20 protein-coding genes are annotated in these 22,435 nt (G+C 66.7%); 14 read left to right on the forward strand and 6 right to left on the reverse strand.

Translation table 11 applies throughout. The features are described 5' to 3' along the window. Positions 1–197 precede the first annotated feature (197 nt). The 7 genes from ACX5I6_RS19140 to ACX5I6_RS19170 all read left to right on the forward strand — a co-directional run bounded on the left by ACX5I6_RS19140 (position 198) and on the right by ACX5I6_RS19170 (position 7,931). A complete protein-coding gene (locus ACX5I6_RS19140) occupies positions 198–1,643 on the forward strand; it encodes an ABC transporter permease (protein ID WP_461841498.1) in 1,446 nt (481 codons plus the stop codon). A 2-nt stretch (positions 1,644–1,645) separates the two neighbouring features. Then, a complete protein-coding gene (locus ACX5I6_RS19145) occupies positions 1,646–2,353 on the forward strand; it encodes an ABC transporter ATP-binding protein (protein ID WP_461841499.1) in 708 nt (235 codons plus the stop codon). Positions 2,354–2,470: 117 nt separating this feature from the next. After that, on the forward strand, positions 2,471–3,541 hold the full coding sequence (locus ACX5I6_RS19150) for a Gfo/Idh/MocA family protein (RefSeq protein WP_461841500.1): 1,071 nt from the start codon (positions 2,471–2,473) through the stop codon (positions 3,539–3,541). A 110-nt stretch (positions 3,542–3,651) separates the two neighbouring features. Next, positions 3,652–4,617: a hypothetical protein gene (locus ACX5I6_RS19155; protein ID WP_461841501.1), complete on the forward strand. Its 966-nt coding sequence runs from the start codon at positions 3,652–3,654 to the stop codon at positions 4,615–4,617. 91 nt (positions 4,618–4,708) lie between these two features. Continuing rightward, positions 4,709–5,971 carry a hypothetical protein gene (locus ACX5I6_RS19160; RefSeq protein WP_461841502.1) on the forward strand — a complete coding sequence of 421 codons (1,263 nt, stop codon included), beginning with the start codon at positions 4,709–4,711 and terminating at the stop codon, positions 5,969–5,971. 272 nt (positions 5,972–6,243) lie between these two features. Beyond that, entirely contained in the window at positions 6,244–7,440 is a 1,197-nt protein-coding gene (locus tag ACX5I6_RS19165) for a serine/threonine-protein kinase (RefSeq protein ID WP_461841503.1), read from the forward strand. Further along, entirely contained in the window at positions 7,437–7,931 is a 495-nt protein-coding gene (locus ACX5I6_RS19170; protein WP_285249342.1) for a hypothetical protein, read from the forward strand. Before ACX5I6_RS19165 ends, ACX5I6_RS19170 begins: the two co-directional genes overlap by 4 nt. 89 nt (positions 7,932–8,020) lie before the next feature. Here the strand turns inward: ACX5I6_RS19170 and ACX5I6_RS19175 are convergent, their stop codons facing one another. Then, positions 8,021–10,240 (reverse strand): NADP-dependent isocitrate dehydrogenase, encoded by a 2,220-nt coding sequence (locus ACX5I6_RS19175; RefSeq protein WP_461841504.1) that lies wholly within the window; start codon positions 10,238–10,240, stop codon positions 8,021–8,023. 325 nt (positions 10,241–10,565) lie between these two features. On the opposite strand from ACX5I6_RS19175, the gene ACX5I6_RS19180 reads away from it, so the two are divergent. Then, positions 10,566–11,528, forward strand: a complete 963-nt coding sequence (locus ACX5I6_RS19180) for a trypsin-like serine peptidase (protein WP_461841505.1) — start codon at positions 10,566–10,568, stop codon at positions 11,526–11,528. Next, positions 11,512–11,679 (forward strand): hypothetical protein, encoded by a 168-nt coding sequence (locus tag ACX5I6_RS19185; RefSeq protein ID WP_285249345.1) that lies wholly within the window; start codon positions 11,512–11,514, stop codon positions 11,677–11,679. Before ACX5I6_RS19180 ends, ACX5I6_RS19185 begins: the two co-directional genes overlap by 17 nt. A 109-nt stretch (positions 11,680–11,788) precedes the next feature. Here the strand turns inward: ACX5I6_RS19185 and purH are convergent, their stop codons facing one another. Further along, positions 11,789–13,474 carry a bifunctional phosphoribosylaminoimidazolecarboxamide formyltransferase/IMP cyclohydrolase gene (gene purH, locus ACX5I6_RS19190; RefSeq protein WP_461841506.1) on the reverse strand — a complete coding sequence of 562 codons (1,686 nt, stop codon included), beginning with the start codon at positions 13,472–13,474 and terminating at the stop codon, positions 11,789–11,791. Between the two features lie 143 nt (positions 13,475–13,617). On the opposite strand from purH, the gene ACX5I6_RS19195 reads away from it, so the two are divergent. Next, entirely contained in the window at positions 13,618–14,970 is a 1,353-nt protein-coding gene (locus tag ACX5I6_RS19195; RefSeq protein WP_285249347.1) for an MFS transporter, read from the forward strand. Positions 14,971–14,979: 9 nt separating this feature from the next. On the opposite strand, the gene purN is transcribed toward ACX5I6_RS19195, so the two are convergent. Continuing rightward, positions 14,980–15,555, reverse strand: coding sequence for a phosphoribosylglycinamide formyltransferase (gene purN, locus ACX5I6_RS19200; RefSeq protein ID WP_285249348.1), 576 nt, complete (start codon positions 15,553–15,555; stop codon positions 14,980–14,982). Positions 15,556–15,594: 39 nt separating this feature from the next. Between purN and ACX5I6_RS19205 the strand changes: the two genes are divergently transcribed. Further along, the gene (locus ACX5I6_RS19205) at positions 15,595–16,026 is read left to right on the forward strand and encodes a hypothetical protein (RefSeq protein WP_461841507.1); all 432 of its coding nucleotides are present in this window, start codon (positions 15,595–15,597) and stop codon (positions 16,024–16,026) included. A 16-nt stretch (positions 16,027–16,042) separates the two neighbouring features. On the opposite strand, the gene ACX5I6_RS19210 is transcribed toward ACX5I6_RS19205, so the two are convergent. Beyond that, positions 16,043–17,359, reverse strand: coding sequence for a cell division protein PerM (locus ACX5I6_RS19210; protein WP_461841508.1), 1,317 nt, complete (start codon positions 17,357–17,359; stop codon positions 16,043–16,045). Between the two features lie 373 nt (positions 17,360–17,732). Next, positions 17,733–18,200: a PRC-barrel domain-containing protein gene (locus tag ACX5I6_RS19215; protein WP_461841509.1), complete on the reverse strand. Its 468-nt coding sequence runs from the start codon at positions 18,198–18,200 to the stop codon at positions 17,733–17,735. Between the two features lie 254 nt (positions 18,201–18,454). Between ACX5I6_RS19215 and ACX5I6_RS19220 the strand changes: the two genes are divergently transcribed. Beyond that, on the forward strand, positions 18,455–19,612 hold the full coding sequence (locus ACX5I6_RS19220; protein ID WP_461841510.1) for a glycosyltransferase family 4 protein: 1,158 nt from the start codon (positions 18,455–18,457) through the stop codon (positions 19,610–19,612). Continuing rightward, a complete protein-coding gene (locus tag ACX5I6_RS19225) occupies positions 19,609–20,979 on the forward strand; it encodes a UDP-glucose dehydrogenase family protein (RefSeq protein ID WP_461841511.1) in 1,371 nt (456 codons plus the stop codon). Before ACX5I6_RS19220 ends, ACX5I6_RS19225 begins: the two co-directional genes overlap by 4 nt. A 3-nt stretch (positions 20,980–20,982) precedes the next feature. Here the strand turns inward: ACX5I6_RS19225 and ACX5I6_RS19230 are convergent, their stop codons facing one another. Then, complete coding sequence (locus ACX5I6_RS19230; RefSeq protein ID WP_461841512.1) at positions 20,983–21,846, reverse strand: HAD hydrolase family protein; 864 nt, start codon at positions 21,844–21,846, stop codon at positions 20,983–20,985. 203 nt (positions 21,847–22,049) lie between these two features. Here ACX5I6_RS19230 and ACX5I6_RS19235 point away from each other — a divergent pair, with 203 nt between their 5' ends. Beyond that, complete coding sequence (locus ACX5I6_RS19235; protein ID WP_285244753.1) at positions 22,050–22,319, forward strand: GlsB/YeaQ/YmgE family stress response membrane protein; 270 nt, start codon at positions 22,050–22,052, stop codon at positions 22,317–22,319. Positions 22,320–22,435: the final 116 nt, after the last annotated feature.

A 22,435-nucleotide genomic window follows, 5' to 3' on the forward strand; every position in this document is an offset into this window, starting at 1 on the left:
CCCGTGCAACAGCCGGCGTAAAACCGGCTACAGGAAAGCCCGGTCCCTTCATGGGGCCGGGCTTTCCTGCGTCCCTGCTCAGCAGTAACAGCCTTCACAGCACAAACACAGGCGCGGCCGGATTCCTGCACAGCATGCCCGGCGAGTGTTGAGGCGAAGCCGGCCCTCCGCGCCGGCACCTGAGTCATAGGAGTAACGTGAGCGTCCTTGCCCGAAGCGTAGGCAATGCCTTCAGAAACAAGGTCCGCACCGCAGCTGTTGTCGCGGTGCTTGCCGTCGCCATTGGACTGGCCTTGGCCATGCTGGTGGCCAACCAGGCGGTCGGAGCCAAAGTCCAGGAGCTGAACGCCTCCGTGGGCACCGTCCTGACTGTCAACCCCGCCGGCGGCCAAGGCTTTGAAGGCGGCGGGGAGCCCCTCACCGCCGACCAGGCAGCCGCCGCGGCCGCCGTACCCAACGTCACTGCCGTCGTCGGGACCTCATCACTCCGACTCCGCAATGCTGCTGAAGCTGCAGCGCAGGCAGCCGCAGGCCAGACGGGCCAGGCCGGTCCCGGAGGCGGGCAGGGCGGCCCGGGCGGCCAGTCCGCAACCTCCTTGACCACGAGCCTGACCGCAGCGGTTGACGCCGGAACGCTGGGCAACCGCAACCAGCAGGCCAACGGAACCACCGGGTCCACCAGTTCCACCGGGGGCACCCAAGCCGTCAGGTCCCTGCCCATCACTGCCACGGGGATCGGCGCAGAGGTGGACACCACGGGCAAAGCCTTGAACATCACGCAGGGCTCCGGGCTAGGAAACTACTCAGCCGCGTCGACCAGCGCGCTGCTCGGCACCACGCTGGCTGAGAAGAACAACCTCACGATCGGTTCCACCTTCACCATCAATGACCAGGCCTACACGGTGGCCGGATTGTTCGATGCAGGCACCGCATTCGGCAACAACGCTGTGTACGTGACACTGCCTACTGCCCAGACCTTGGCCGGGACGCCCAATGAGCTGTCCAGCATGATTGTCACGGTCAACTCGATGGACAATGTGGCCTCCACCAAGACAGCTCTGCAATCAGCGCTAGGCACCGACAAGGCTGACGTCACCCAAGGCCAGAACCTGCAGACGGCGGTCAGCTCCCTGGACAGCGTCAAGAACATTTCCTTGATCGCATTCATCGCCGCCCTTGGCACGGCAGGCCTGATCATCCTGCTCATCATGGTGATGCTGGTCCGCGAGCGCCGCCGCGAGATCGGTGTGCTGAAGGCCATCGGTGCACCCAACCGCACCATCGGACTGCAGTTCGTGCTGGAAGCTCTGGTCCTCGCCGCACTGGGCAGCGCGGTGGGAGCCGGCATCGCATCATTCGCCAGCGGCGGCATTGCCGCTGCCCTCATCAGCAGCAACACCACCACGGCTGCGGCCACAACCACCGGCCGCGGATTCCCGGGCGGGGGCGGCGGCTTCCCGGGCGGCCAAGGCGGTCCTTTGGGTGGCGCCTCCCAGCTGTTGAACTCCGTGACCGCCAGCGCATCGCCGGGAGTCATCGCCGGCGGTGTTGCGGCCGTGTTCGGTGTCGCCATCGTCGGCGCCCTGGTTCCCGCGCTGCTCACGGCGCGTATCCGTCCCATCGAAGTCCTGCGAGGAGAATAGCCATGATTGAAGTCAAGAACCTGGTCCGTACTTTCAACTCCGGTGACCGCACCATCAAGCCGGTCAACGATGTCAGCTTCGTCCTGGAGCAAGGAACCCTCGCCTCGATCGTTGGCAAGAGCGGCAGCGGCAAGAGCACCCTGTTGTCCCTCCTGGGCGCGCTTGACAAGCCCACCAGCGGTGACGTGCTGGTCAACGGGGTCAGCCTCGCCGGGATGCCCGACGCCAAGCTGACCGAATACCGCCGGCGCGATATCGGTTTCGTCTTCCAGCAGTTCAACCTGATCCCCAACTTGTCGGCCGTGGACAACGTCATGCTGCCCATGGAGTTCGCCGGCATGCGCAAGGCAGCCCGGCTGCAGCGGGCAAAGGAGTTGCTGGAGCAGGTCCAGCTGGACCCTTCCAAGCATGAGCGGCGCATCAACAGGCTCTCCGGTGGCGAGCAGCAGCGTGTGGCCATTGCCCGGGCACTCGCCAACGAACCCAAGCTGATCCTGGCCGACGAGCCCACCGGGAACCTGGACGAACAAACCGGCGACCACATCATAGAGCTCCTCAGTTCGCTGAGCCTGGACCACAACACCACCATCCTGGTGGTGACGCACGACCGCGCCCTGGCCAACAAGACCGACCGCCGGTTCCGGCTCCAGCAGGGCAAGCTGACGGAGGAACCCGTCCGCGGCCGGGCCGCCGTCGCCGCTTCTGCCTGAGGCGCCCGGGGCTCAAGGCGGGGCACCGCGCCCCGCCTTGAGCCCGTTGTCCTGTTCCGGTCGTCCCGCATGGCGCCGCACTCCCCCACCCCGCAGCGCTGTGACAGGATGGCAACTATGACTGCTCCCATCGCCACGCCATGGCTGACCGGCCAGCCTGACCAGGACCCCCGCTCCGCCACCGGAACGCCCCTGCGCTGGGGAATCATCGCAACGGGCAGCATTGCCCGCGCCGTCTCACAGGATCTTGCGTTGCTCCAGGACGCCCGGCTGTACGCCGTCAGTTCCCGGGCCCAGGACTCTGCCGACGCGTTCGCCGTCGCCTACGACTTTGAGAAAGCCTACGGGGACGACGACGGCGTCCCCGGCTACCAGCGGCTCCTCGCCGACGACGCCGTGGACGTCGTCTACGTCGCAACGCCGCATGCGCAGCACCACGAGATTGTCCTCGCCGCCCTCAACGCCGGCAAGCACGTGCTGTGCGAAAAAGCCTTCACCATCAACGCCCGGGAAGCCGCCGAACTCATCGACGTTGCCCGCAAACACAAGCTCTTCTTGATGGAAGCCGTCTGGAGCCGGTTCCTGCCGTCCATGCAGCGGGCTTTCGACATTGCTGCATCGGGTGAACTGGGCGACATCCACTGGATCAGCGCCGACCTCGGCTTTCCTGCACCTTACTCCCCCACTGCCCGGCTCTGGGCGCGCGAAGACGGCGGCGGTGCGCTGCTGGATCTGTCCGTTTATCCGCTTCTCTGGGCTCTCGGAACCCTCGGCTTTCCGCAGACCGTGAGCGCCACCGGATTCGTGAACGACGACGGCGTGGACGCCCAAAACGCACTGACCCTCGGCTACAGCCACGCTGCCCAGGTCCAGCTCACCTCATCGCTGCTGGCGCATGGGCCCCGTACCGCCACCGTTGCCGGAAGCCTGGGTTTCCTGCAGAGCGTCGGATCAATCAACAGTCCGCGTGAACTCGTCATCGCCAATGGGTGGGAGAACCGCCGGACGGAAACGTTCGACGTCGTCGGAAAGGGCTACACCTACGAATTGCGCGAAGTGATGAGGTGCGTCCAACAGGGGCTTACGGAGAGCCCGGTGATGCCACTGGAGGATTCACTGAACACGATGCGGCTGTTCGACGGCGTTCGCGCGCAGCTGGGCGTCACCTACCCGAACGACAACCGCTAGGGTGTGGGCGGGGTTCCCAGATTGTTTGCGACTACCCCTAGACTTCCCGGAATGCCCGGTCCTACCCTGTAGGCAGCATCAATTGCGCCGGTCACTGGGGGGTGGTACGCATGGCTCGAAGGAGTTCGCCATGGGGTGCCCTGCGCCCTGCGCTTCTCGCCGGAGCGGCCGCAGTCATGTGGCTGACGCTGTCGTCAGCCACAGCGTCGGCCGACTCCGGTCCTGGCACCCCGCCCCTGCTCGGCAACGTGACCGGCGCGGTTTCAGCAATGACCCACGATCTTGCGAATCCGGCATCCCCGGTGGCCTCTCCGGACGGACCTGCTGCAGCACCCGGACTGGTGCAGACGGTGGCAGCACCGGTATCCGAGGCTGGGGACACCATCATTTCCACGGTTCCCGTTGTGGACCAGCTGGTTCCGACGGGAAGCGTTTCCGCTGTCTCCACTCCAATTGGTGGCATGGCCGACCAGCTAGCGACCGGGGTGACGGAGGTTATTGCAGCCCCAGCAGCCGAGGCCGTCCCGGCACTTGAACCCGCACTCGAACCGGTTGCTGATCTCCTGACCGGTGCCACCGCAACACCGCTTCCGCTTCCCACTCCGACCGTCGACGTCGTGCTGGCAGATCTTCCTTCCGTGGTTGCTCCTGTTCCCGCAGCTGGGCCCGAGGCCTTGGAAGCGCTTCCGGATGTACCGGGAATGCTCCCGGAAGCGGATCAGGGAGCAGAGGCGTTGCCCACGGCGCCGTCCGGCAGCAGCAGCGCTGGCTTTGCGACGGTACGCAGCGCCGCCTTGGCGAACACGCCTGCCCCGCAAGCTGGCATGTCTGTCCCTGCTGGGCCCGCCTCAGGACAGCCCCTTCCCGTCGATCCGGCACCGCTGCGTGCCCAGGTTCCTGCCGGACCGGCATCCGGCACGGGCAGCGGTGCATCATCCGGCGGTCCAGCCAGTGCCGCAGCATGGCTGAGCCCTGCCTGCTTTGGCTTTGAACGTCCCGGCACTGTTCCCGCCGGTGAGACCTTCGAGCACGCCCCTGCACCGGTGTCATTCGACCCCGGTTCCTCCCCTGACTAGTTGAGGCCGCCTGCCCTCTAACGGGCAGCACGTGGCTTTACGGGCAGCTGATCAGCGCCCGAACAACATCAACTATTCAGGAGTCACCATCATGAACTGCACCCTTCGCAGGGGGCTGCTTAGCACCCTCTTCGCCAGCGGCCTTCTGGCCTTTGGCTGCGCTGCCGCCAACGCGGCGGACACAACCAGCGGGACGGATCTTTCCGCCTCCGCCCTGATCTCGGCGGCGGCGCCCGCTCAGTCGACGTCGTTGGGCCTGCTGGGTGACCCAACGCCGGCCGGCGCAACGGGCGTCGCCGCCGCAGTGGATGTCAACCTCGGAACCACCACCGACGGGACCGGTCCCGGGACCGGGACCACCGCAGGCACAACCGCCGACCTCGGCGCAGCCGTAAACCTCGGCACCGCCACCGCCCCCGCAACCGGCACCACCGACCTGGCAACCACAGCCGACGTCACCCTCGGCCTCGGCACCAACGGCACCAGGACCACGGACGGCACAACCGCCGACCTGGCAACCACAGCCGACGTCACCCTCGGCCTCGGCACCAACGGCACCAGGACCACGGACGGCACAACCGCCGACCTGGCAACCACAGCCGACGTCACCCTCGGCCTCGGCACCAACGGCACCGGGACCACGGACGGCACAACCGCCGACCTCGGCGCAGCCGTAAACCTCGGCACCGCCACCGCCCCCGCAACCGGCACCACCGACCTGGCAACCACAGCCGACTTCACCCTCGGCCTCGGCACCAACGGCACCAGGACCACGGACGGCACAACCGCCGACCTCGGCGCAGCCCTAAACCTCGGCACGGCCACCGCCCCCGCATCCACAACCAGCGCCACCGACCTGGCAACCACAGCCGACGTCACCCTCGGCCTCGGCACCAACGGCACCAGGACCACGGACGGCACAACCGCCGACCTCGGCGCAGCCGTAAACCTCGGCACGGCCACCGCCCCCGGCACGCCGGGAAGTAGTGGCCCGGGAACCAGCAACCCGGGTGATGGCACGGCAGGAGACGCCGGAACTGTTGATCCCGGGACCGGCACCTCAGCGGGCGGCGACGGCACCGCCAATGACGCCGGCATCCTTGATCCAGGAGCCAGCAACCAGGGCACCGGCGGCGTCCCCGCGGCATCCGCAGGCTCCAGGGCCGTCAGCGGAGCCATCGCACCTGTCACCGTCCCGCTCAGCAACTCCGCGCAGGGCCGTTCCGCCCTCGCCAATACCGGAACCGCGAACACCAGCCTCGCCAAGACCGGCTGGGACGGCTCCTTGGTGCCCCTGGCACTGCTGCTCCTGGTGGCAGGACTTCTGGTGCTCCGGAAACGCAAAGTCTCCTAGGGCTCTCTTCTTTCAACCAGGCAGCGCCCGCGCGCGGCCGCCTGAAAGGGCTGCCCCGCGCGGGCCGGTGAGAGGAGGTCATTCACCCGGAACAACCTGAGCACACACAAAACATGTCATCAGCACACATGTCCTTGTAGCCAATGGTCCGGCGGAAATGCTTCAACCAGCCGCCGGACCGTTGGCATGCGCACCGCCAAATCTGTGGTTTAACCGCGCCCCTCGTATAATTTGGGGTACGACAGTGCCGCAGCGCACCGGGAGGAACGGTCATGGTGGCGGAATCGCCTAGCTCCATCAAGAATGAAGTGGTCGGCGGACGTTACCGTTTGAGCGAAGTAATCGGCCGCGGCGGTATGTCATCGGTGTACTGCGCCCGCGACGAAAACCTCGGCCGCGACGTCGCCTTGAAGCTCTTCGCTCCGCAGGCCCCGGATGCGGACGAGCTCAAGCGCCAGGAAGCCGAAATCCAGCTTCTTGCCACGCTCAACCACCCTGGCCTGGTCACGCTCTTCGACGCCGGCATTGATGACAGGATTCCGGACGAACCCCGGCCCTTCCTGACCATGGAGCTCGTCGAGGGACAAGACCTCCGCGGCCGCATCCGGCACAGCCGGGTGCCGCTGGAAGAATTGTCAGTCATCGGTGCAGGCATCGCCGACGCCCTCGCCTACGTGCACGGCCTGGGCATCATCCACCGCGACATCAAGCCCGGCAACATCCTGCTGGTCCAGATCCGTCCCGGCGAGCCGCTGCGCCCCAAGCTCACGGACTTCGGCATCGCCAGGATCGTGGATTCCACCAGGCTCACTGCCACCGGGACCATGGTGGGCACCGCCGCCTACCTCAGCCCCGAGCAGGCACTCGGCAAGCCCCTGTCCCCCGCAACCGATATTTATTCGCTGGGGCTGGTGCTGCTCGAGTGCATTAAGGGCACCGTTGAGTACCCCGGCAGTGCCGTGGAATCCGCTGTGGCGCGGCTGCACCGCGCCCCTGAAATCCCCGACGACGTCCCCTCCGAATGGGCTGAGCTCATCCGCTCCATGACGTCCATCGAACCGCTTGAACGGCCAACGGCCGCCGACATAGAGACCTCGCTGCGCCAGGCCATGGTCTCGCCCGCCTCCACCCCCGGTGAACTGGCTGCGGAGACCACCCGGGTGCTGCCGGCCATGCCCTTCCACCCGCCGTCCATCACTGCCGAAGAATCGGTGGATGAGCTGCGCGAAGCGGCTGCCCCGGTGAGCGCACCACGCCCGGCAAAGAAAAGCACCTCATCCGTACGCCGGTTCCTCCGGGACAAACGGATCCTGTTGTCCGTGGTCCTCGGCCTAGTGGTGATTGCCGCTGCTGTGGCAGCGGTGATGATCAGCGTGTCCGCCCGGCCCGCCGACGTCGTCCCCTATCCCACGGTCACCGGCACCCTGGGTGACCATCTGAAGGAACTCCAAAAGAGCGTGGCCCCGTGACGTTGCGCCAGACCACCACGGCGCGGTTGGCCGTGGCCGGCACCGCGGCGCTGCTCGTCTCCGGTTTCCTGGCCGCGTGTGCCCCGCCCGGTTCCGGCCTGCAGCGGGAGGCCGCCACACAGTTCCAGGCGCGGGTACTCGAGGTTACCCAGGCTGCCTCGCAGGACGATCCTGCCTCGGCCCTGAAAGCGCTGGACGGGCTTGAATCCGACCTCTCGGCGGCAGCGGCGAAGGGCCAGGTTTCTGAGGAGCGGAGCCGCAGCATCACCACAGTCGCCAGCGCCGTCAGGGCAGACCTCAACGATGCCGTTGCCGCCCAGCAGGCTGCCGCCAAGGCCGCCGAGGACGCACGGACAGCGGCACAGCAAGCGGCGCAGAGCCCATCCCCCACGGCGGATGCGCCCGCGCCTCAACCTGCCCCGGCCCAAGGTAATGCCGGCAGCGGCGGCGCAAAGAACAGCGGCGGCGACAAGGGCAAGGGCAAAAACTAGCCTGCGCCCGTCCGCTGACATGCAAAGGGGCGGTGCCCCGGAATCATCCGGAGCACCGCCCCTCCTATTGCTGCCGAAGCCGCGGCGGGCTAGGCCAGGCTGGCGATGACCTTGTTGAGGGTGGCGGACGGACGCATCACGGCGGAGGCCTTGGCGTCCTCCGGGCGGTAGTATCCTCCGATATCGACTGGCGAACCCTGGACTTCAGCCAGCTCGCCGACGATCGTTTCCTCGTTGGAAGAAAGCTCGTTGGCGACCGAGCTGAACGCGGCGGCAAGGTCGGCGTCGGACGTCTGCTTGGCCAGCTCCTCAGCCCAGTAACGGGCCAGGAAGTAGTGGCTGCCGCGGTTGTCCAACTCACCGGCGCGGCGGCTGGGGGACTTGTTCTCGAGCAGGAACGTGCCGGTGGCTCGGTCCAGGGTGTCTGCGAGGACCTGGGCGCGGGCATTGCCGGTGGTGGTGGCCAGGTGCTCGAAGCTGACGGCCAGGGCCAGGAACTCGCCCAGGCTGTCCCAGCGAAGGTGGTTTTCCTTGAGCAGCTGCTGGACGTGCTTGGGGGCGGAACCGCCGGCACCGGTCTCGAAGAGGCCGCCACCGTTCATCAGCGGAACAACGGAGAGCATCTTGGCGCTGGTGCCCAGTTCCAGGATGGGGAACAGGTCCGTGAGGTAGTCGCGGAGCACGTTGCCGGTGACGGAGATGGTGTCCTCGCCCTTGCGGATCCGCTCCAAGGTGAAGGCGATGGCCTTGACCGGGGACATGATCTGGATGTCCAGGCCCTCGGTGTCGTGGTCCTTCAGGTATTCGTTGACCTTGGCGATGAGGTTCGCGTCGTGGGCACGCTCCTCGTCCAGCCAGAACACGGCGGGGGTCTGCGAGGCTCGGGCGCGGGTGACAGCCAGCTTGACCCAGTCGCGGATGGGGGCGTCCTTGGTCTGGCAGGCGCGCCAGATGTCACCGGGGACCACGTCGTGTTCGATCAGGACGTTGCCGCTGCCGTCAACGATCTGTACCTTGCCGGCTTCCTGGATTTCGAACGTCTTGTCGTGGCTGCCGTATTCCTCAGCGGCCTGCGCCATGAGGCCCACGTTCGGGACGGTGCCCATGGTGGTGGGATCGTAGGCGCCGTTGGCGCGGCAGTCGTCGATGACCACCTGGTAGATGCCGGCGTAGGAGCTGTCCGGCAGGACGGCGAGGGTGTCGGCTTCCTTGCCGTCCGGGCCCCACATGTGGCCGGAGCTGCGGATCATGGCTGGCATGGAGGCGTCCACAATGATGTCGGAGGGCACGTTCAGGCTGGTGATGCCCTTGTCGGAGTCCACCATGGCCAGCGCGGGTCCGTCTTCCAGGCCCTTCTTGATCAGGTTCTGGACGCCGTCGCGGACGTCCGCCGGCAGGTCCTCAAGGCTGCTCAGGATGGCTGCGAGGCCGTTGTTGGGGCTGATGCCGGCGGCGGAAAGCTGCTTGCCGTAGGTCTCGAACAGCTCGGAGAAGTAGGCCTTCACCACGTGGCCGAAGATGATGGGGTCCGAGACCTTCATCATGGTGGCCTTCAGGTGGGCTGAGAACAGCACGCCCTCTTCCTTGGCGCGGGCAACCTGGGCCTTGAGGAACTCGTCCAGGGCGGCGGCGCGCATCACGGTTCCGTCGATGACTTCACCGGCCAGGACGGGGAACGCCTTCTTCAGGACCTTGACCGAACCGTCCTCGCGGACCAGCTGGATGGCGATGGTGCCGTCGGCCTCGATGACCACGGACTTCTCGTTGGAGCGGAAGTCGTCCTGGCCCATGGTGGCCACGTTGGTCTTGGAGTCCGCGGTCCAGGCGCCCATGGAGTGCGGGTTCTGGCGGGCGTAGTTCTTGACGGACAGCGGAGCGCGGCGGTCCGAGTTGCCTTCGCGCAGGACCGGGTTCACGGCGGAGCCCTTGATCTTGTCGTAGCGGGAGCGGATGGCGGTCTCTTCATCCGAGGTGGGGTTGTCCGGGTAATCCGGCAGTGCGTAGCCCTGGCCCTGCAGCTCGGCGATGGCCGCCTTCAGCTGCGGGATGGAGGCGCTGATGTTGGGCAGCTTGATGATGTTGGCTTCCGGCGTCTTCGCCAGCTCACCAAGTTCAGCAAGGGCGTCACCGATCTGCTGCTCCGGGGTGAGGTAGTCACCGAACACGGCAATGATGCGGCCGGCGAGCGAGATGTCGCGGGTCTCCACCTCCACACCTGCAGTCGAAGCGAAGGCCTCGATGATGGGCAGGAACGAATAGGTAGCCAGCATCGGCGCTTCGTCGGTGTGGGTGTAGATAATCTTGGACATGCGCGGGCGTCTCCCTGAAGGTCGGCTTGGTTGTGAAATCTTTGTCTATTTCACCAAGTACAACTTACCCGAGGACGCCGGTTTGAACCTTAACGGGCCTCCCGGATTACCCCGGTGAGAGCAGCATTACAGCGATAGAGAACGCCCGACGACGGCACGCTTCCGGGTGCATCGCCGCCATCGCCGCAGCTGGGGCGGTGCCGGGCGCCGGCCCGGCTCGTGCCGCCGGATGATTGGTCACGAGTGTGTACAAACTCCGCACGCGGCGATAAGTTCGCTAAGTCACTCCCGATCCCGGGCCCAACCCCGTTCAGACAGGACAACAATGACACGTACCAGGTCCCTGGCATCCGGCCTCCTGACCTTCTCCGCAGCCGCCGTACTGGCACTTACGTCAGCCGGCGGGGCTTCCGCCACTCCCGCACCGTCCGACAGTAAGTCGAATCCATCGGTTGCCAGCATCACTGTCGACGCCGGCGGAGCAGCTGACTACTGGACGCCCGAACGGATGCAAAGCGCCCTTCCAGGTGACACGCTGGCAAGCAAGGCGCTTGAGCGCGGCAACCGCTCCAACCTCGCCGTGGTGGAGAAAGGCAAGCCCGCCACCACCAAGGGAACCAAGGGAAAGCCCACCATCGCCAAGAGTGAAAACCCCGTCGCCCACATCGGCAAGGTCTTCTTCACCATGGGCACGACCAACTACGTGTGCTCGGGCAACGCCGTCTCCTCCGCGAACGGCAGCACGGTGGCAACGGCCGGACACTGCGTTAACGAAAGTGGCGCCTACGCCACCAACTTCGTCTTCGTGCCCGCCTACGACAACGGCGCAGCCCCCTACGGCAAGTGGACCGCCAAGGGCCTGTACGCCCCCACCCAGTGGGTGTCCAACGGGGACATGACCTATGACACCGGCTTCGCCGTCATGAACCCCTTGAACGGCCAGAAGCTGACGGACGTCGTGGGCGGCTCGGGTACTGCCTTCAACCAGGCCCGCGGCCTGACCTACACGGCCTACGGCTACCCGCAGGCCTCACCGTTCGACGGCACGTCCCTGTGGAGCTGCACCGGCACAGCGACAAACGATCCCAACAACCCGCAGTTCGGCACCCAGGGCATTCCCTGCGACATGACCGGTGGGTCCTCGGGCGGTCCGTGGTTCATCGGCAGCGGGTCCGACGGGCTGCAAAACTCGATCAACAGCTACGGCTACAACCGCTCCGCCGTCATGTACGGCCCGTACTGGGGCTCGGTTATCCAGGCGACGTACACCAATGCCGCGAAATCCTAAAGAACCCGCACCGGACCAGGACCCCGTCAGCCACGTCGACCTTGACCAGTCCAGCGAGGAAGTCCTCGACTACTGGACGGAGGAACGGATGGCAGAAGCCCGGCCCCGGGAGCTGAAGCTTCCGGCACCCGGCCCGGCGGACCAGGACTAACCGCACAAAAGACGACGGCGCCCGTCCCCTTCTCAGGGGACGGGCGCCGTCGTTGGTTCAATCCGCCATCGATTGCTCCGTACCCGTGGGAAGCAATCGGTGCAGCCGGTCAGTGGAAGAAGTGCCGGGCTCCGGTGAAGTACATGGTGATGCCGGCCGCGTTGGCTGCCGCGATGACTTCCTCGTCGCGGACCGAGCCACCGGGCTGGACCACGGCGCGGACACCCGCGTCGATCAGGATCTGCAGGCCGTCGGCGAACGGGAAGAACGCGTCCGAAGCCGCCACAGCACCGCGGGCCCGCTCAGGTGCGCCGCTCGCGTCCGCATTCGAGGCGCCGCCGGCGCCGTCGACGTCGGACGCAACCTCCACGCCCAGGGTGTTGGCCCGCTCCACGGCCAGGCGGCACGAATCAAGCCGGTTCACCTGGCCCATGCCGATGCCCACGGCCGCGCCGTTGTCGGCAATCAGGATGGCGTTCGACTTCGCCGCGCGGCAGGCGGTCCAGGCGAAGGCGAGGTCCGCGAGGGTCTTCTCGTCCGCGGCCTCACCGGCGGCGAGGGTCCAGTTGGCGGGGTTGTCGCCGTCGGCGTCCACCTTGTCGCTGACCTGGACCAGCATGCCACCGGATACCTGGCGGAACTCCGTCGGATACCGGCCGTAGCCTTCGGGCAGGGCAAGCAGGCGGATGTTCTTCTTTTTGGACAGGATCTCCACGGCTTCGGGTTCAAAGCCGGGGGCGATGACGACCTCGGTGAAGATGTCCTTGACGGTGTTGGCCATGCCGGCGGTGACGGTGCGGTTGGCCGCGATGACGCCGCCGAATGCGGAGACGGGGTCGCAGGCGTGGGCCTTGGCGTGTGCGTCGGCGATGGGGTCGGCGGCGTCCGCTGAGCCGACGGCAACGCCGCAGGGGTTGGCGTGCTTAATGATGGCGACGGCGGGTTCGCTGAAGTCGTAGGCGGCGCGCAGGGCGGCGTCAGCGTCCACGAAGTTGTTGTAGCTCATGGCCTTGCCGTGCAGCTGGTCCGCCTGGGCAATGCCCACCGGCGCAGCCTTGTCCACGTAGAGTGCCGCCTGCTGGTGCGGGTTCTCGCCGTAGCGCAGAACCTCGGAGCGTTCCAGGGAGAGACCGGCGTAGGCGGGCCAGTCGACGACGCCGTCGCCGTCTTCATCCAGGAACTGGCCGGCCGTCCAGGTGGCCACGGCGTTGTCATACGCGGCGGTGTGGGCGAACGCCTTGGCGGCGAGGCGGCGGCGGGTCTTGAGGTCAAAGCCGCCGGCCGCGGCGGCCTCAACCACCTGACCGTAGAAGTTGGGGTCCACCACAATGGTGACGGCGGCGTGGTTCTTCGCCGCAGAGCGCACCATGGCGGGTCCGCCGATATCGATCTGCTCAACGACGTCGTCCTGCGCGGCGCCGGACTTCACCGTCTCCACGAACGGGTAGAGGTTCACCACCACCAGGTCGAAGGCCTCGATGTCCATGCTGGAGAGGGTTTCCATGTGGGCGGGGACGCGGCGGTCGGCCAGGATGCCGCCATGCACGCGGGGGTGCAGTGTCTTGACGCGGCCGTCCAGCATTTCCGGGGAGCCGGTGACTTCCTCCACCTCCTGGACGGGGATGCCGGCGGCGGCGATCTTCTTGGCCGTGGAACCGGTGGAGACGAGCTTCACCCCGGCCGCGTGCAGGCCCGTGGCGAGTTCCTCCAGACCGGTCTTGTCGTAAACCGAGATGAGGGCCCGGCGGATGGGTACACGGTCAATGGATACGCGCTCATGCTGCGTGAAGCTCACAAATGTCTCCGTCTTATCTCGCGGAACAGGGCCGCGGTTGGTGGGGATACGGCCAGTTTATCGCGAAGGCAACGGTTACCCCCTGTGTGCTCCGGAGTGTGAACGTCCGCGGGCCCGGATAGAGTCTTCAGCAGGAGGCGGCGATGAATACTTACACCACTGTGCCCAGCGGCGAACAGGTGGTCCAGGAACTGCCCTGGCGATGGAAAGTCCAGGGCAGGATCTTCCTGATCGGGGGCCTCGGCTTCATGTTCGACGCCTGGGATGTGACGCTGAACGGCATCCTCATCCCGCTGCTGTCCACGCACTGGGCCCTGACACCAGGCGAGGCCGCCTGGGTGGGTACGGCCAACCTGGTCGGCATGGCCCTCGGGGCCTTCGCATGGGGAACCATCGCAGACACCGTGGGCCGAAAGAAGGCGTTCACGGCCACGCTGCTCCTGTTCTCCATCTTCACCGTACTGGGCGCGTTCTCGCCCGACTTCATGTGGTTCTGCATCTTCAGGTTCCTGGCAGGCTTCGGACTGGGCGGCTGCATTCCGGTGGACTACGCCTTGGTGGGTGAGTTCACGCCGCGGAAGCAGCGCGGCAGGGTCCTGACGGCCATGGACGGCTGGTGGCCCATTGGCGCCGCCCTTGCCGGGTTCGTCTCGGCCGGCCTGGTGGCCCTGAACGGTGACTGGCGCCTGACCATGCTGGTGATGGTGCTCCCGGCCCTGTTGGTGTTCTGGGTCCGGCGGAGCGTTCCCGAGTCCCCCTTGTTCCTGATCCGAAAGGGCAGGCGGGAAGAAGCGGCCAGGATTATTGACGGATTGGTGCTGGCCACAGGCGCCCAAGCACGGGCCTACAGCCTGCCCGATGCCAAGGATGCGCCGCGGCTTTCGGCCGGCAGCGCCTGGACCCAGCTGCGCTCCGTCTGGCAGTTCAACTGGAAGATCACCACGGCGGCCTGGGCCCTGTTCTTCAGCATCCTGCTGGTCTACTACCTGTCCCTGACCTGGATGCCCAGGATCCTGATCGGCGCCGGATTCGCCGAGTACAAGGCGTTCGTCACCACGGCGTCCATGGCCGCCGTCGGCTTCCTTGGCGTGGTGGTGGCAGCGCTGCTCGTCGAACGTGTGGGGCGCAAGTGGATCCTGGCCATCACCGGACCGCTGTCCGCCCTGACCCTGGTGATCGTGGCGTTCGTGGTGGACATTCCCACGGCTGCGGTGTTCTGGCTGCTGGTCTTCGGGTTCGTGGTGCAGGTGGCCATCCCGGTGCTGTACGCGTACGTCTCCGAGCTCTACCCCACGGAACTGCGGGGCAGCGGCTTTGGCTGGGCATCAACGTTCTCCCGCCTGGGTGCCGGCTTTGGGCCGCTGATCTTTGCCAACTACTTTTGGCCGGAACTGGGCCTCGCCACGTCCTTTGCGCTGGCGGGTGCCCTGGTGCTGGTATCGGTGCTGTGGATGGCTTTCTTCTCCCCGGAAACCCGGCAGCGCCGCCTCCAGTAAGGCGAACCGCTACGCGAAAGAAGGGTCTGCGGCGAGGGCGGCCAGGGTGGACACCAGCAGCCGGCGCTCCACCACCTTGATGCGCTCGTGCAAGGTCTCCTCGGTGTCCGAGTCCTCGATGGTCACGGCCTCCTGGGCAATGATTGGCCCGGTGTCAACGCCGGCGTCGGCCCAGTGCACCGTGCAGCCGGTCACCTTCACGCCGTAGGCCATGGCATCCCGCACGCCGTGGGCCCCGGGGAAGGCCGGAAGCAGGGCGGGGTGGGTGTTCAGGTACCTGCCCTTGAATGCATCAATGAACTCAGGGCTGACGATCCGCATGAAGCCGGAGGACACCACCACGTCCGGCTTGAAGGCGGCCACGGCGTCGGTCAGCGCGGCGTTCCAGTCGGCGCGGTCCCGGTAGGACTTGAAATCCACCACGAACGTGGGGATGCCTGCCGCGGCGGAACGTTCGACGCCGAAGGTCCCCTCCCTGTCGGCCCCCACCGCGGCGATTTCCACGTCGAGTTCGCCCGCCTTGACGGCGTCGATGACTGCTTGGAGATTGGACCCGGTGCCGGAGACGAGGACGACGATACGCATTGGTCCAGCTTAGGTGCACGCTCGCGTACGCTGGAAAACATGAACAGCCAACCGGGCCGGGGCGTCCAGCAACAGGCCAAACCCCCGCTCAGCGAGGCAGCAAAGGCCTCCCGCACCAAGACCTTTGCCCTGTTCCGGATGTTCCTGGTTTCGGTCCTCGGCGCGTTGTTCGTCTACCAGTTGGACGTCAACTACCTGTGGCTGTCAACCGTCCTCACGGCGGCCGGCATGGCCCTGGGGATCTTCCTCCTGGTCAGGGCCATCCGGTTGAGGGAATCCAAACTGGTTCTGGTTGGCACCATCTCGGGCCTGGTGATGGCCGTGGTCATGGTGCCGCTGCTGTTGACCGCCATGGTCTTCTTCAACCAGGTGCGCGACTACCAGGGGTGCGTGGGGCGGGCACTTACGGACCGGGCGGCTAATGCGTGCGTGACGCAGTTCCAGGATCTGCTGCCCACCAAGGTGGGTTAGCGCGCCGGCGAGGCGCCTAGCTGACGCGCTCGGCGTCGCGTTCCGCGGCGACGCTTTCCTCACGTTCCAGCCACGGCCCGGCCGCGTAGCCAATGACGACGCCGATGCCCACCTCGGCCGCCACCCACAGGCCGGTCCAGAGCGGGTCGGGCCCGATATCCGTGAGTCGGCCGACCCCCGCGGATCCCCTCGCCACCCAGGCAAGGCACATCGTCAAAACCCCTGCGGCCAGTCCGGCGAGGGCCCCGAGCACCACGGTGGAGACGGTGGCGGTGAACCAGCGTGCGCGGACTTTGATGGCGAGCCATTCGTCGAAGTGGTTCTCCCCCTCCCGAAGGAACCACCACCCGGCCACGACGCCCGCCAGCACCGGTACGATCAATGCCACGAAAGCGTAGTCCATGGGGCCGGACGGGATGGCCGCCAGGACGGGAACGGATGGCATGGGCCCCACCGCGGTGCCCAGCGGCCCGGCTTGGGAACCCACGCCCATGGCGAAACCGGCACCTGAGGTCCAGGCGAGGGCGAACACCACCAGGTTCGGCAGGAAGCCGAGCTGTGCGATGGTCAGGGCGGCCCCTCCTACGGGACCGGCGTGGAGCGCTTCATAGACGGAGACCACGAGGTTCCAGTGGATGAGCAGGTCCACTGCCAGCAGCACGGCGGCCAGGGTAAGCGCCGACACTACCGCCACGAAGCCGGCCTTCGCGGCAGAGGCGAAGTATGAACCGGCCCAGCGGGAGTGCTGGCTGCTGCGTGAAATCCAGTCCACTGCGTCCACGCCGATGAGCCGGCTCCAGGAGCCAGCTTCCCTGCGGGCGCCGATTACCATGCCGAGCCCGTAGGGAATGAGCGGCACCAGCATGGCGTACCAGAGATTGATGACGACGTCGGTGCTGCGGCACACGAATCCGGTGGCTGCACCGAAGGCGGCGTAAACCACCCATGAGCCCAGCAGGGCCTGCCACAGCTGGTCGGTGTAGGAGGCCCGGGCCAGGCGGCGGCCGGCGCGCCAGGCCAGCAGGAAGGGGATCAGGGTCAGGCCAAGGGGAATCAGGTTCAGGATATCCGAGCCGGCGTGTGCTGCCGGCGCCGGCCCCGCTCCCGTGAGTTCCAGTGGCACGCCGTGGACCAGGAGCCAGGACTGGCCGGCCAAGCGGGCCAAGACCTCGAACTGCCCGTTCTGGAAACCCGCGGTGGCCCAGACGGCGACAATGGGGGCTATCACCACCAGCGCGGAAATGATGGCCGCCTGTGCTGTTTCAAGGGCGCCCTGCAGCCACAACGGCATGGGGAGGCCACGGTTTCCGGTCTGATCAGCACGCAGTTTCATCGTGTTCCATGGTGTCACGCCGGGTGCCTCCTGCCCGCGAGCGACAGGCTCCGCGGCGGCACTGGGTGAACAATCAAAATGGAGGTACGTCCGGCGCTTTTTCCAGGGCCGGGCCGTAAAATTGGTATCTAAACCAGCACCCGCCCACCCGGACGCAGTGCGATGTGTTTCGGCGCCGCGTTGCCGCGCCAAGGACCCGGATCCGTAAACCGGGAAACAGGAGCCGCGAATGAGAGATGAACCGTAAGTTCTGAAGATATTCGTCCTACTGGCTGGTGCACCCACGGCATACAGCGTGGTTGCACCAGCGCTTAACGGTGCGGCGCCGGGAACCCCCAAGGTTCCCGGCGCCGTTCACTGCCGAAGGGCCAGCTCAGTGGCCGTACCTCCGAAGCCGGGGTGCGGTGTCCCGTTCGGAGCTGATTCCGGCGGTGGGGGTGCCCGCGTTCAGGTCCGCATCGCCCTGCAGGTCCACGTCGCCGGCGTCGGATTCCATATCGCTCCTGGCTTCCGTATATGTCCGTGCGCCGCGGTCGTAGTACGTGTACAGCCGGTCCTCTTCTTCAGGGGTGAGGTGGCCGTCAGCGTCCACCCGGGGAGCGTCCTTCACGTGCTCCTTGGTGAACGGAACCACCAGGTTTTCTCCCTCGCTGCGGGCCCCTTCGACGGGGACGAAGGTCTCGGACGTGCCGAAGAGGCCGGTCTTGATGGTGACCCAGGTGGGCTCGCCCGTGTCGTCGTCAGCGTACAACTGGCCGATCGAACCAATTTTCGCCCCATCGGTACCCACGACGTTGCCGCCCTTGGCAAGCAGGCTTTCGAGGTTTTCCCTGTTGAGCATGACGTCTCCTTGGTTGTGTCTTTGTACCGGGTTTGCCAGCCCGGAGCCCGGGCACCGGTTAGCCCCGGTGTCCGGGCCCTGCCCCGGCTGCTTGAGGCTGGCGCTGGCTACCCGTTTAACGTAAGCATGCTTAGCATCAAATGCCAAGCTTACTTAGTAGTTTTCTCGCTGCTGGGGCAGCTGTTCACCCAACCTTTTCCTGCGGGTCATGCCCTCTCCCCCGCCATTTCAAGGCGGCCACCCACGGTTGAAGGGTGAGGATCGCAATCGTTGCCGAAACATTCTTGCCGCTGATGAATGGCGTCACGCATTCCATCCTGCGGGTCCTGGACCACCTCCAGGACCGGGGCGATGACGTCCTGGTCATTGCGCCGTCCGCCCATGACGGGCAGGCGCCGGGACGGGTCAAGGGCGCTGCTGTCCACCGGCTTCCCGCGGTCCCGCTGGCGGGTTACACGAACGTGCGGGTGGCACTGGGGGGCGTGTACCGGGTCAAGCGAATCCTTGCCGAGTACGCCCCTGACGTGGTGCACCTTGCCTCGCCGTTCGTGCTGGGCTGGCGGGCTGCCCAGGCTGCCCATCAGCTCGGCATCCCGTCGGTGGCCATCTACCAGACCGAGGTTCCCAGTTACGCCGCCCGGTACGGGGTGCCGTTCCTGGAGAACTGGGCCTGGAACCGGGTCGAGAACATCCACCTGCTGGCTACCCGCACCCTGGTGCCGTCCACGTTCGCGCTGAACCACTTGCGCGGGCGGGGGATTCCCCGGGTCCGGATGTGGCGGCGCGGGGTGGATACCGCGCGCTTCTCGCCGGGAAAGCGCGACGACGGGTGGCGGGCTTCGGTTGCCCCCGGCGGCGAGCGGATCATCGGCTACGTCGGCCGGCTCGCGGTGGAAAAGCAGGTGGAAGACCTCGCCGCGCTGGCCGGGATACCCAACGCGAAGCTGGTGGTGGTGGGCGACGGGCCGCAGCGGGCCGCACTGGAAGCCGCGCTCCCCGGTGCATCCTTCACCGGATTCCTGGGCGGGGATGAGTTGGCACGCGCCGTGGCGTCGTTCGACTTGTTCGTCCATCCGGGCGAGTTCGAAACCTTCTGCCAAACCATCCAGGAAGCCATGGCATCGGGCGTGCCGGTGGTGGCTACGGGCCGGGGCGGCCCCCTGGATTTAGTGGAGAACTCGCGGACGGGCTGGCTGTACGAGCCGGGCGACCTCTCCGCCATGCGTGCCCGGGTGCAAGACCTGATCGGCGACGACGCCAAGCGCCGCGCGTTCGCCGCCGCGGCACACGCCTCTGTACAGGACCGAACCTGGCCCGCCCTCTGCACCGAACTGGTGCAGCACTATGCCGACGTCATCGCGGACGTCCCGGTGGCAACGGCGCCGGTCAACAGCAAGGGAGCAAACCTGTGAAAATCTCCGTGATCGGCTGCGGTTACCTCGGAGCCGTCCATGCCGCAACACTGGCGTCCATGGGCCATACCGTGGTGGGCATCGACGTCGATCCCCGCAAGGTGGCGCAACTGAACGGCGGCGTGGCACCGTTCCACGAGCCCGGCCTCGATGAGCTCCTCCAGGACGGCCTCGCCACCGGCCGGCTGCGCTTCTCCACGGACCCCGCCGGGGCCAAGGCGGCACAGGTGCACTTCCTGTGTGTGGGGACCCCGCAGGAGAAGACGTCCGACGCCGCCGACCTCACCTTCCTCGTCACCGCTTCGGAAGCCTTGTTGCCCCACCTGGCCGCGGGCGCCGTCGTCGTGGGCAAATCGACCGTGCCCGTGGGCACCGTGGACATGCTCCGCGGTGTGCTGGCGCCGCGGCCCGACGTGCTGCTGGGTTGGAACCCCGAGTTCCTGCGGCAGGGAACCGCCGTCAAGGACTCCCTGGTGCCGGACCGGCTGGTGTACGGCGTGGAAGGGGGCCGGGCCGCGGCCTTCAACCACGCTACCGGCGCGCCGCTGGGCGTGACGGCGGCACTGGACGCCGTCTACGAACCGCTGCTCCGCGCCGGGATCCCCCGGCTGGTCTGCAACTTTGCCACGGCGGAACTCATCAAGTCGGCCGCGAACGCATACCTTGCCACCAAGGTCAGCTTCATCAATGCCGTCGCCGAATTGTGCGACGCCGCCGGAGCCGATGTCAGCGAACTGGGCGAAGCGATGGGGCTGGATCCGAGGATCGGCAGCCGCTACCTGCACGCGGGCCTGGGCTTCGGCGGAGGCTGCCTGCCCAAGGACATCCGGAGTTTCCGGACCCAGGCCACCGCGCTGGGCGCCTCCGCGCTGGAGGACTGGATGGGCCTGGTCGACTCGGTGAACCTGGGCCAACGGGCGCGCACGGTGGACCTGGCAGCGGCTATGTGCGGAGGCTCGCTGGCAGGCCGTTCCATCACCGTGCTTGGAGCCTCCTTCAAGCCGGACACGGACGACATCCGCGACTCCCCCGCCCTGGACGTGGCGGACCGGCTGGCCGCCGCCGGCGCGCACGTCACCGTGACGGACCCCAAGGCGGTGAACCACGCCTGGCGCCGCTACCCCCGGCTCCGGTTCGAGGTGTCCACCCAGCGGGCACTCCAAGACGCCGAGCTGGTGCTCCTGCTGACCGAATGGGACGAGTACCGGCAGCTTTCCCCTGCCGCCACCGGCAGCCTGGTCCGACGCCGGGCAGTCCTGGACGCGCGGAACGTGTTGGACGCCGCGGCATGGCAGGCGGACGGCTGGACTGTGTGCGGGCTTGGAACGTCCGCCGGCGCGGTCACGGCCCCGGCTGCGGTGAGCTGAGGTTCAGCCCAGGAGCCCCAGATCGGCGAACGCCAATGCAACACCTGCCCCAGCCGGTCCGGCGGTGGTCTTGTCGGCCACGGCGAGGACGGCCGGATGGCCGCCTTCAACGGCAATGCCAACGCCGGCGTATTCGAGCATTTCAATATCGTTGGCACTGTCACCGATGGCCACGATGTCCGCCCGGTGGAGGCCAAGCCGGGCCTCCACCACCTGGATGCCCACCGCCTTGTGCGTGCCCGCCATGAAGATCTCCCCCGCACGGTCCCCCAGCGCCGAGAGGGAACTGGGGATCAGCCCGACGCCGGAACCGAGCATTTCCATCAGCCGCTTCAGCGGGACTGTCGAATCGAAGACCGAGACCTTGGCATAGGAGGTGCTGCGGAGGTCGTCGCTGTACTGCATCGGCCCCAGGATGTCCTCCAGCGGGTCAACGTCGGTGCTGAGGACGCCATCGTGCCGGGGGCGGCCGGCGAAGATGGGGCCCAGGACTTCCCTCAGCCGCTGGTCCACGCCGGTGCGGCCGTGCAGGGCCTCGGGTGCTTCCAGGATGTAGGCGGCCCCGTGGGCATCGAGGGTTTCCACGATGAGCGCCGCCAGGTCCGGCTCAAAGCGCTGGTCCCGAAGGACCTCACCGTTGACTTCCACCCTGGCACCGGCCCCCGTGATGGTCCCGTCGAAGCCGGCGTCCAGGATGTGGCCGGGCACCATCGACAGCGGCCGCCCGGTGCAGACGAAGACCAGGTGGCCCAGCCCGCGGGCGGTCCGGACCGCGTCCACGTGGGCATCAGGGGCCAGGCCGTGGTCCGCATACGTACCGTCGATGTCGAGGAACACGGCACGCGGCCTGGCGGTCTGGCTTGGCATGCCTGGACTCCTTGGTCAGTTGCGGGACATCCAAATCCTATCCCCGGCAGCTGCTTCACCGGGGCGGACTACATTGGCCTGTCCCGCCTAAAGTGACACCCATCCTGTGATATTCGAAGCCTTGCACAACAAATAAGCCTGCTGATTGAATAAGGGAACCGGAAATGGGGGCCCGGCACAACTTACTGACAAGGAGTGACAACATGGGCATTCTCGGATTTCTCATTTTGGGCCTGATCGCCGGCGCTATTGCCAAAGCCATCCTTCCGGGCCGCCAAGGCGGCGGCTGGGTGGTAACCATGGTTCTCGGAGTTGTGGGTGCCATCCTGGGCGGCTGGATCGGATCGCTGATTTTCGGCGGCGGACTGGCCGAATTCTTCGACCTTCGGACATGGCTGCTGGCAATCCTCGGCTCGATCATCGTGCTGCTCGTCTACGGCGCAATCACCAACCGCAGCGGCCGCAGGGTATAGCGCCCCACCACCTGTCCCATCCGTAAAAAGGCGCCGGACTCCCTAAAGGAGACCGGCGTCTTTTCACGTTCCCGAAGAACGCACCGGCGAACCGGAAAGCCGCCCAACAGCTTTGC

This window comes from Arthrobacter sp. MMS24-T111, assembly GCF_054888995.1.

What these genes read in the sequence shown, in the direction of transcription:
- ACX5I6_RS19145 (WP_461841499.1), top strand. Translation starts at nt 1,646, where the DNA reads ATGATTGAAGTCAAGAACCTGGTCCGTACTTTCAACTCCGGTGACCGC.
- ACX5I6_RS19150 (WP_461841500.1), top strand. Translation starts at nt 2,471, where the DNA reads ATGACTGCTCCCATCGCCACGCCATGGCTGACCGGCCAGCCTGACCAG.
- ACX5I6_RS19155 (WP_461841501.1), top strand. Translation starts at nt 3,652, where the DNA reads ATGGCTCGAAGGAGTTCGCCATGGGGTGCCCTGCGCCCTGCGCTTCTC.
- ACX5I6_RS19160 (WP_461841502.1), top strand. Translation starts at nt 4,709, where the DNA reads ATGAACTGCACCCTTCGCAGGGGGCTGCTTAGCACCCTCTTCGCCAGC.
- ACX5I6_RS19165 (WP_461841503.1), top strand. Translation starts at nt 6,244, where the DNA reads ATGGTGGCGGAATCGCCTAGCTCCATCAAGAATGAAGTGGTCGGCGGA.
- ACX5I6_RS19175 (WP_461841504.1), bottom strand. Translation starts at nt 10,240, where the DNA reads ATGTCCAAGATTATCTACACCCACACCGACGAAGCGCCGATGCTGGCT.
- ACX5I6_RS19180 (WP_461841505.1), top strand. Translation starts at nt 10,566, where the DNA reads ATGACACGTACCAGGTCCCTGGCATCCGGCCTCCTGACCTTCTCCGCA.
- ACX5I6_RS19185 (WP_285249345.1), top strand. Translation starts at nt 11,512, where the DNA reads ATGCCGCGAAATCCTAAAGAACCCGCACCGGACCAGGACCCCGTCAGC.
- ACX5I6_RS19195 (WP_285249347.1), top strand. Translation starts at nt 13,618, where the DNA reads ATGAATACTTACACCACTGTGCCCAGCGGCGAACAGGTGGTCCAGGAA.
- purN (WP_285249348.1), bottom strand. Translation starts at nt 15,555, where the DNA reads ATGCGTATCGTCGTCCTCGTCTCCGGCACCGGGTCCAATCTCCAAGCA.
- ACX5I6_RS19205 (WP_461841507.1), top strand. Translation starts at nt 15,595, where the DNA reads ATGAACAGCCAACCGGGCCGGGGCGTCCAGCAACAGGCCAAACCCCCG.
- ACX5I6_RS19210 (WP_461841508.1), bottom strand. Translation starts at nt 17,359, where the DNA reads ATGAAACTGCGTGCTGATCAGACCGGAAACCGTGGCCTCCCCATGCCG.
- ACX5I6_RS19215 (WP_461841509.1), bottom strand. Translation starts at nt 18,200, where the DNA reads ATGCTCAACAGGGAAAACCTCGAAAGCCTGCTTGCCAAGGGCGGCAAC.
- ACX5I6_RS19230 (WP_461841512.1), bottom strand. Translation starts at nt 21,846, where the DNA reads ATGCCAAGCCAGACCGCCAGGCCGCGTGCCGTGTTCCTCGACATCGAC.
- ACX5I6_RS19235 (WP_285244753.1), top strand. Translation starts at nt 22,050, where the DNA reads ATGGGCATTCTCGGATTTCTCATTTTGGGCCTGATCGCCGGCGCTATT.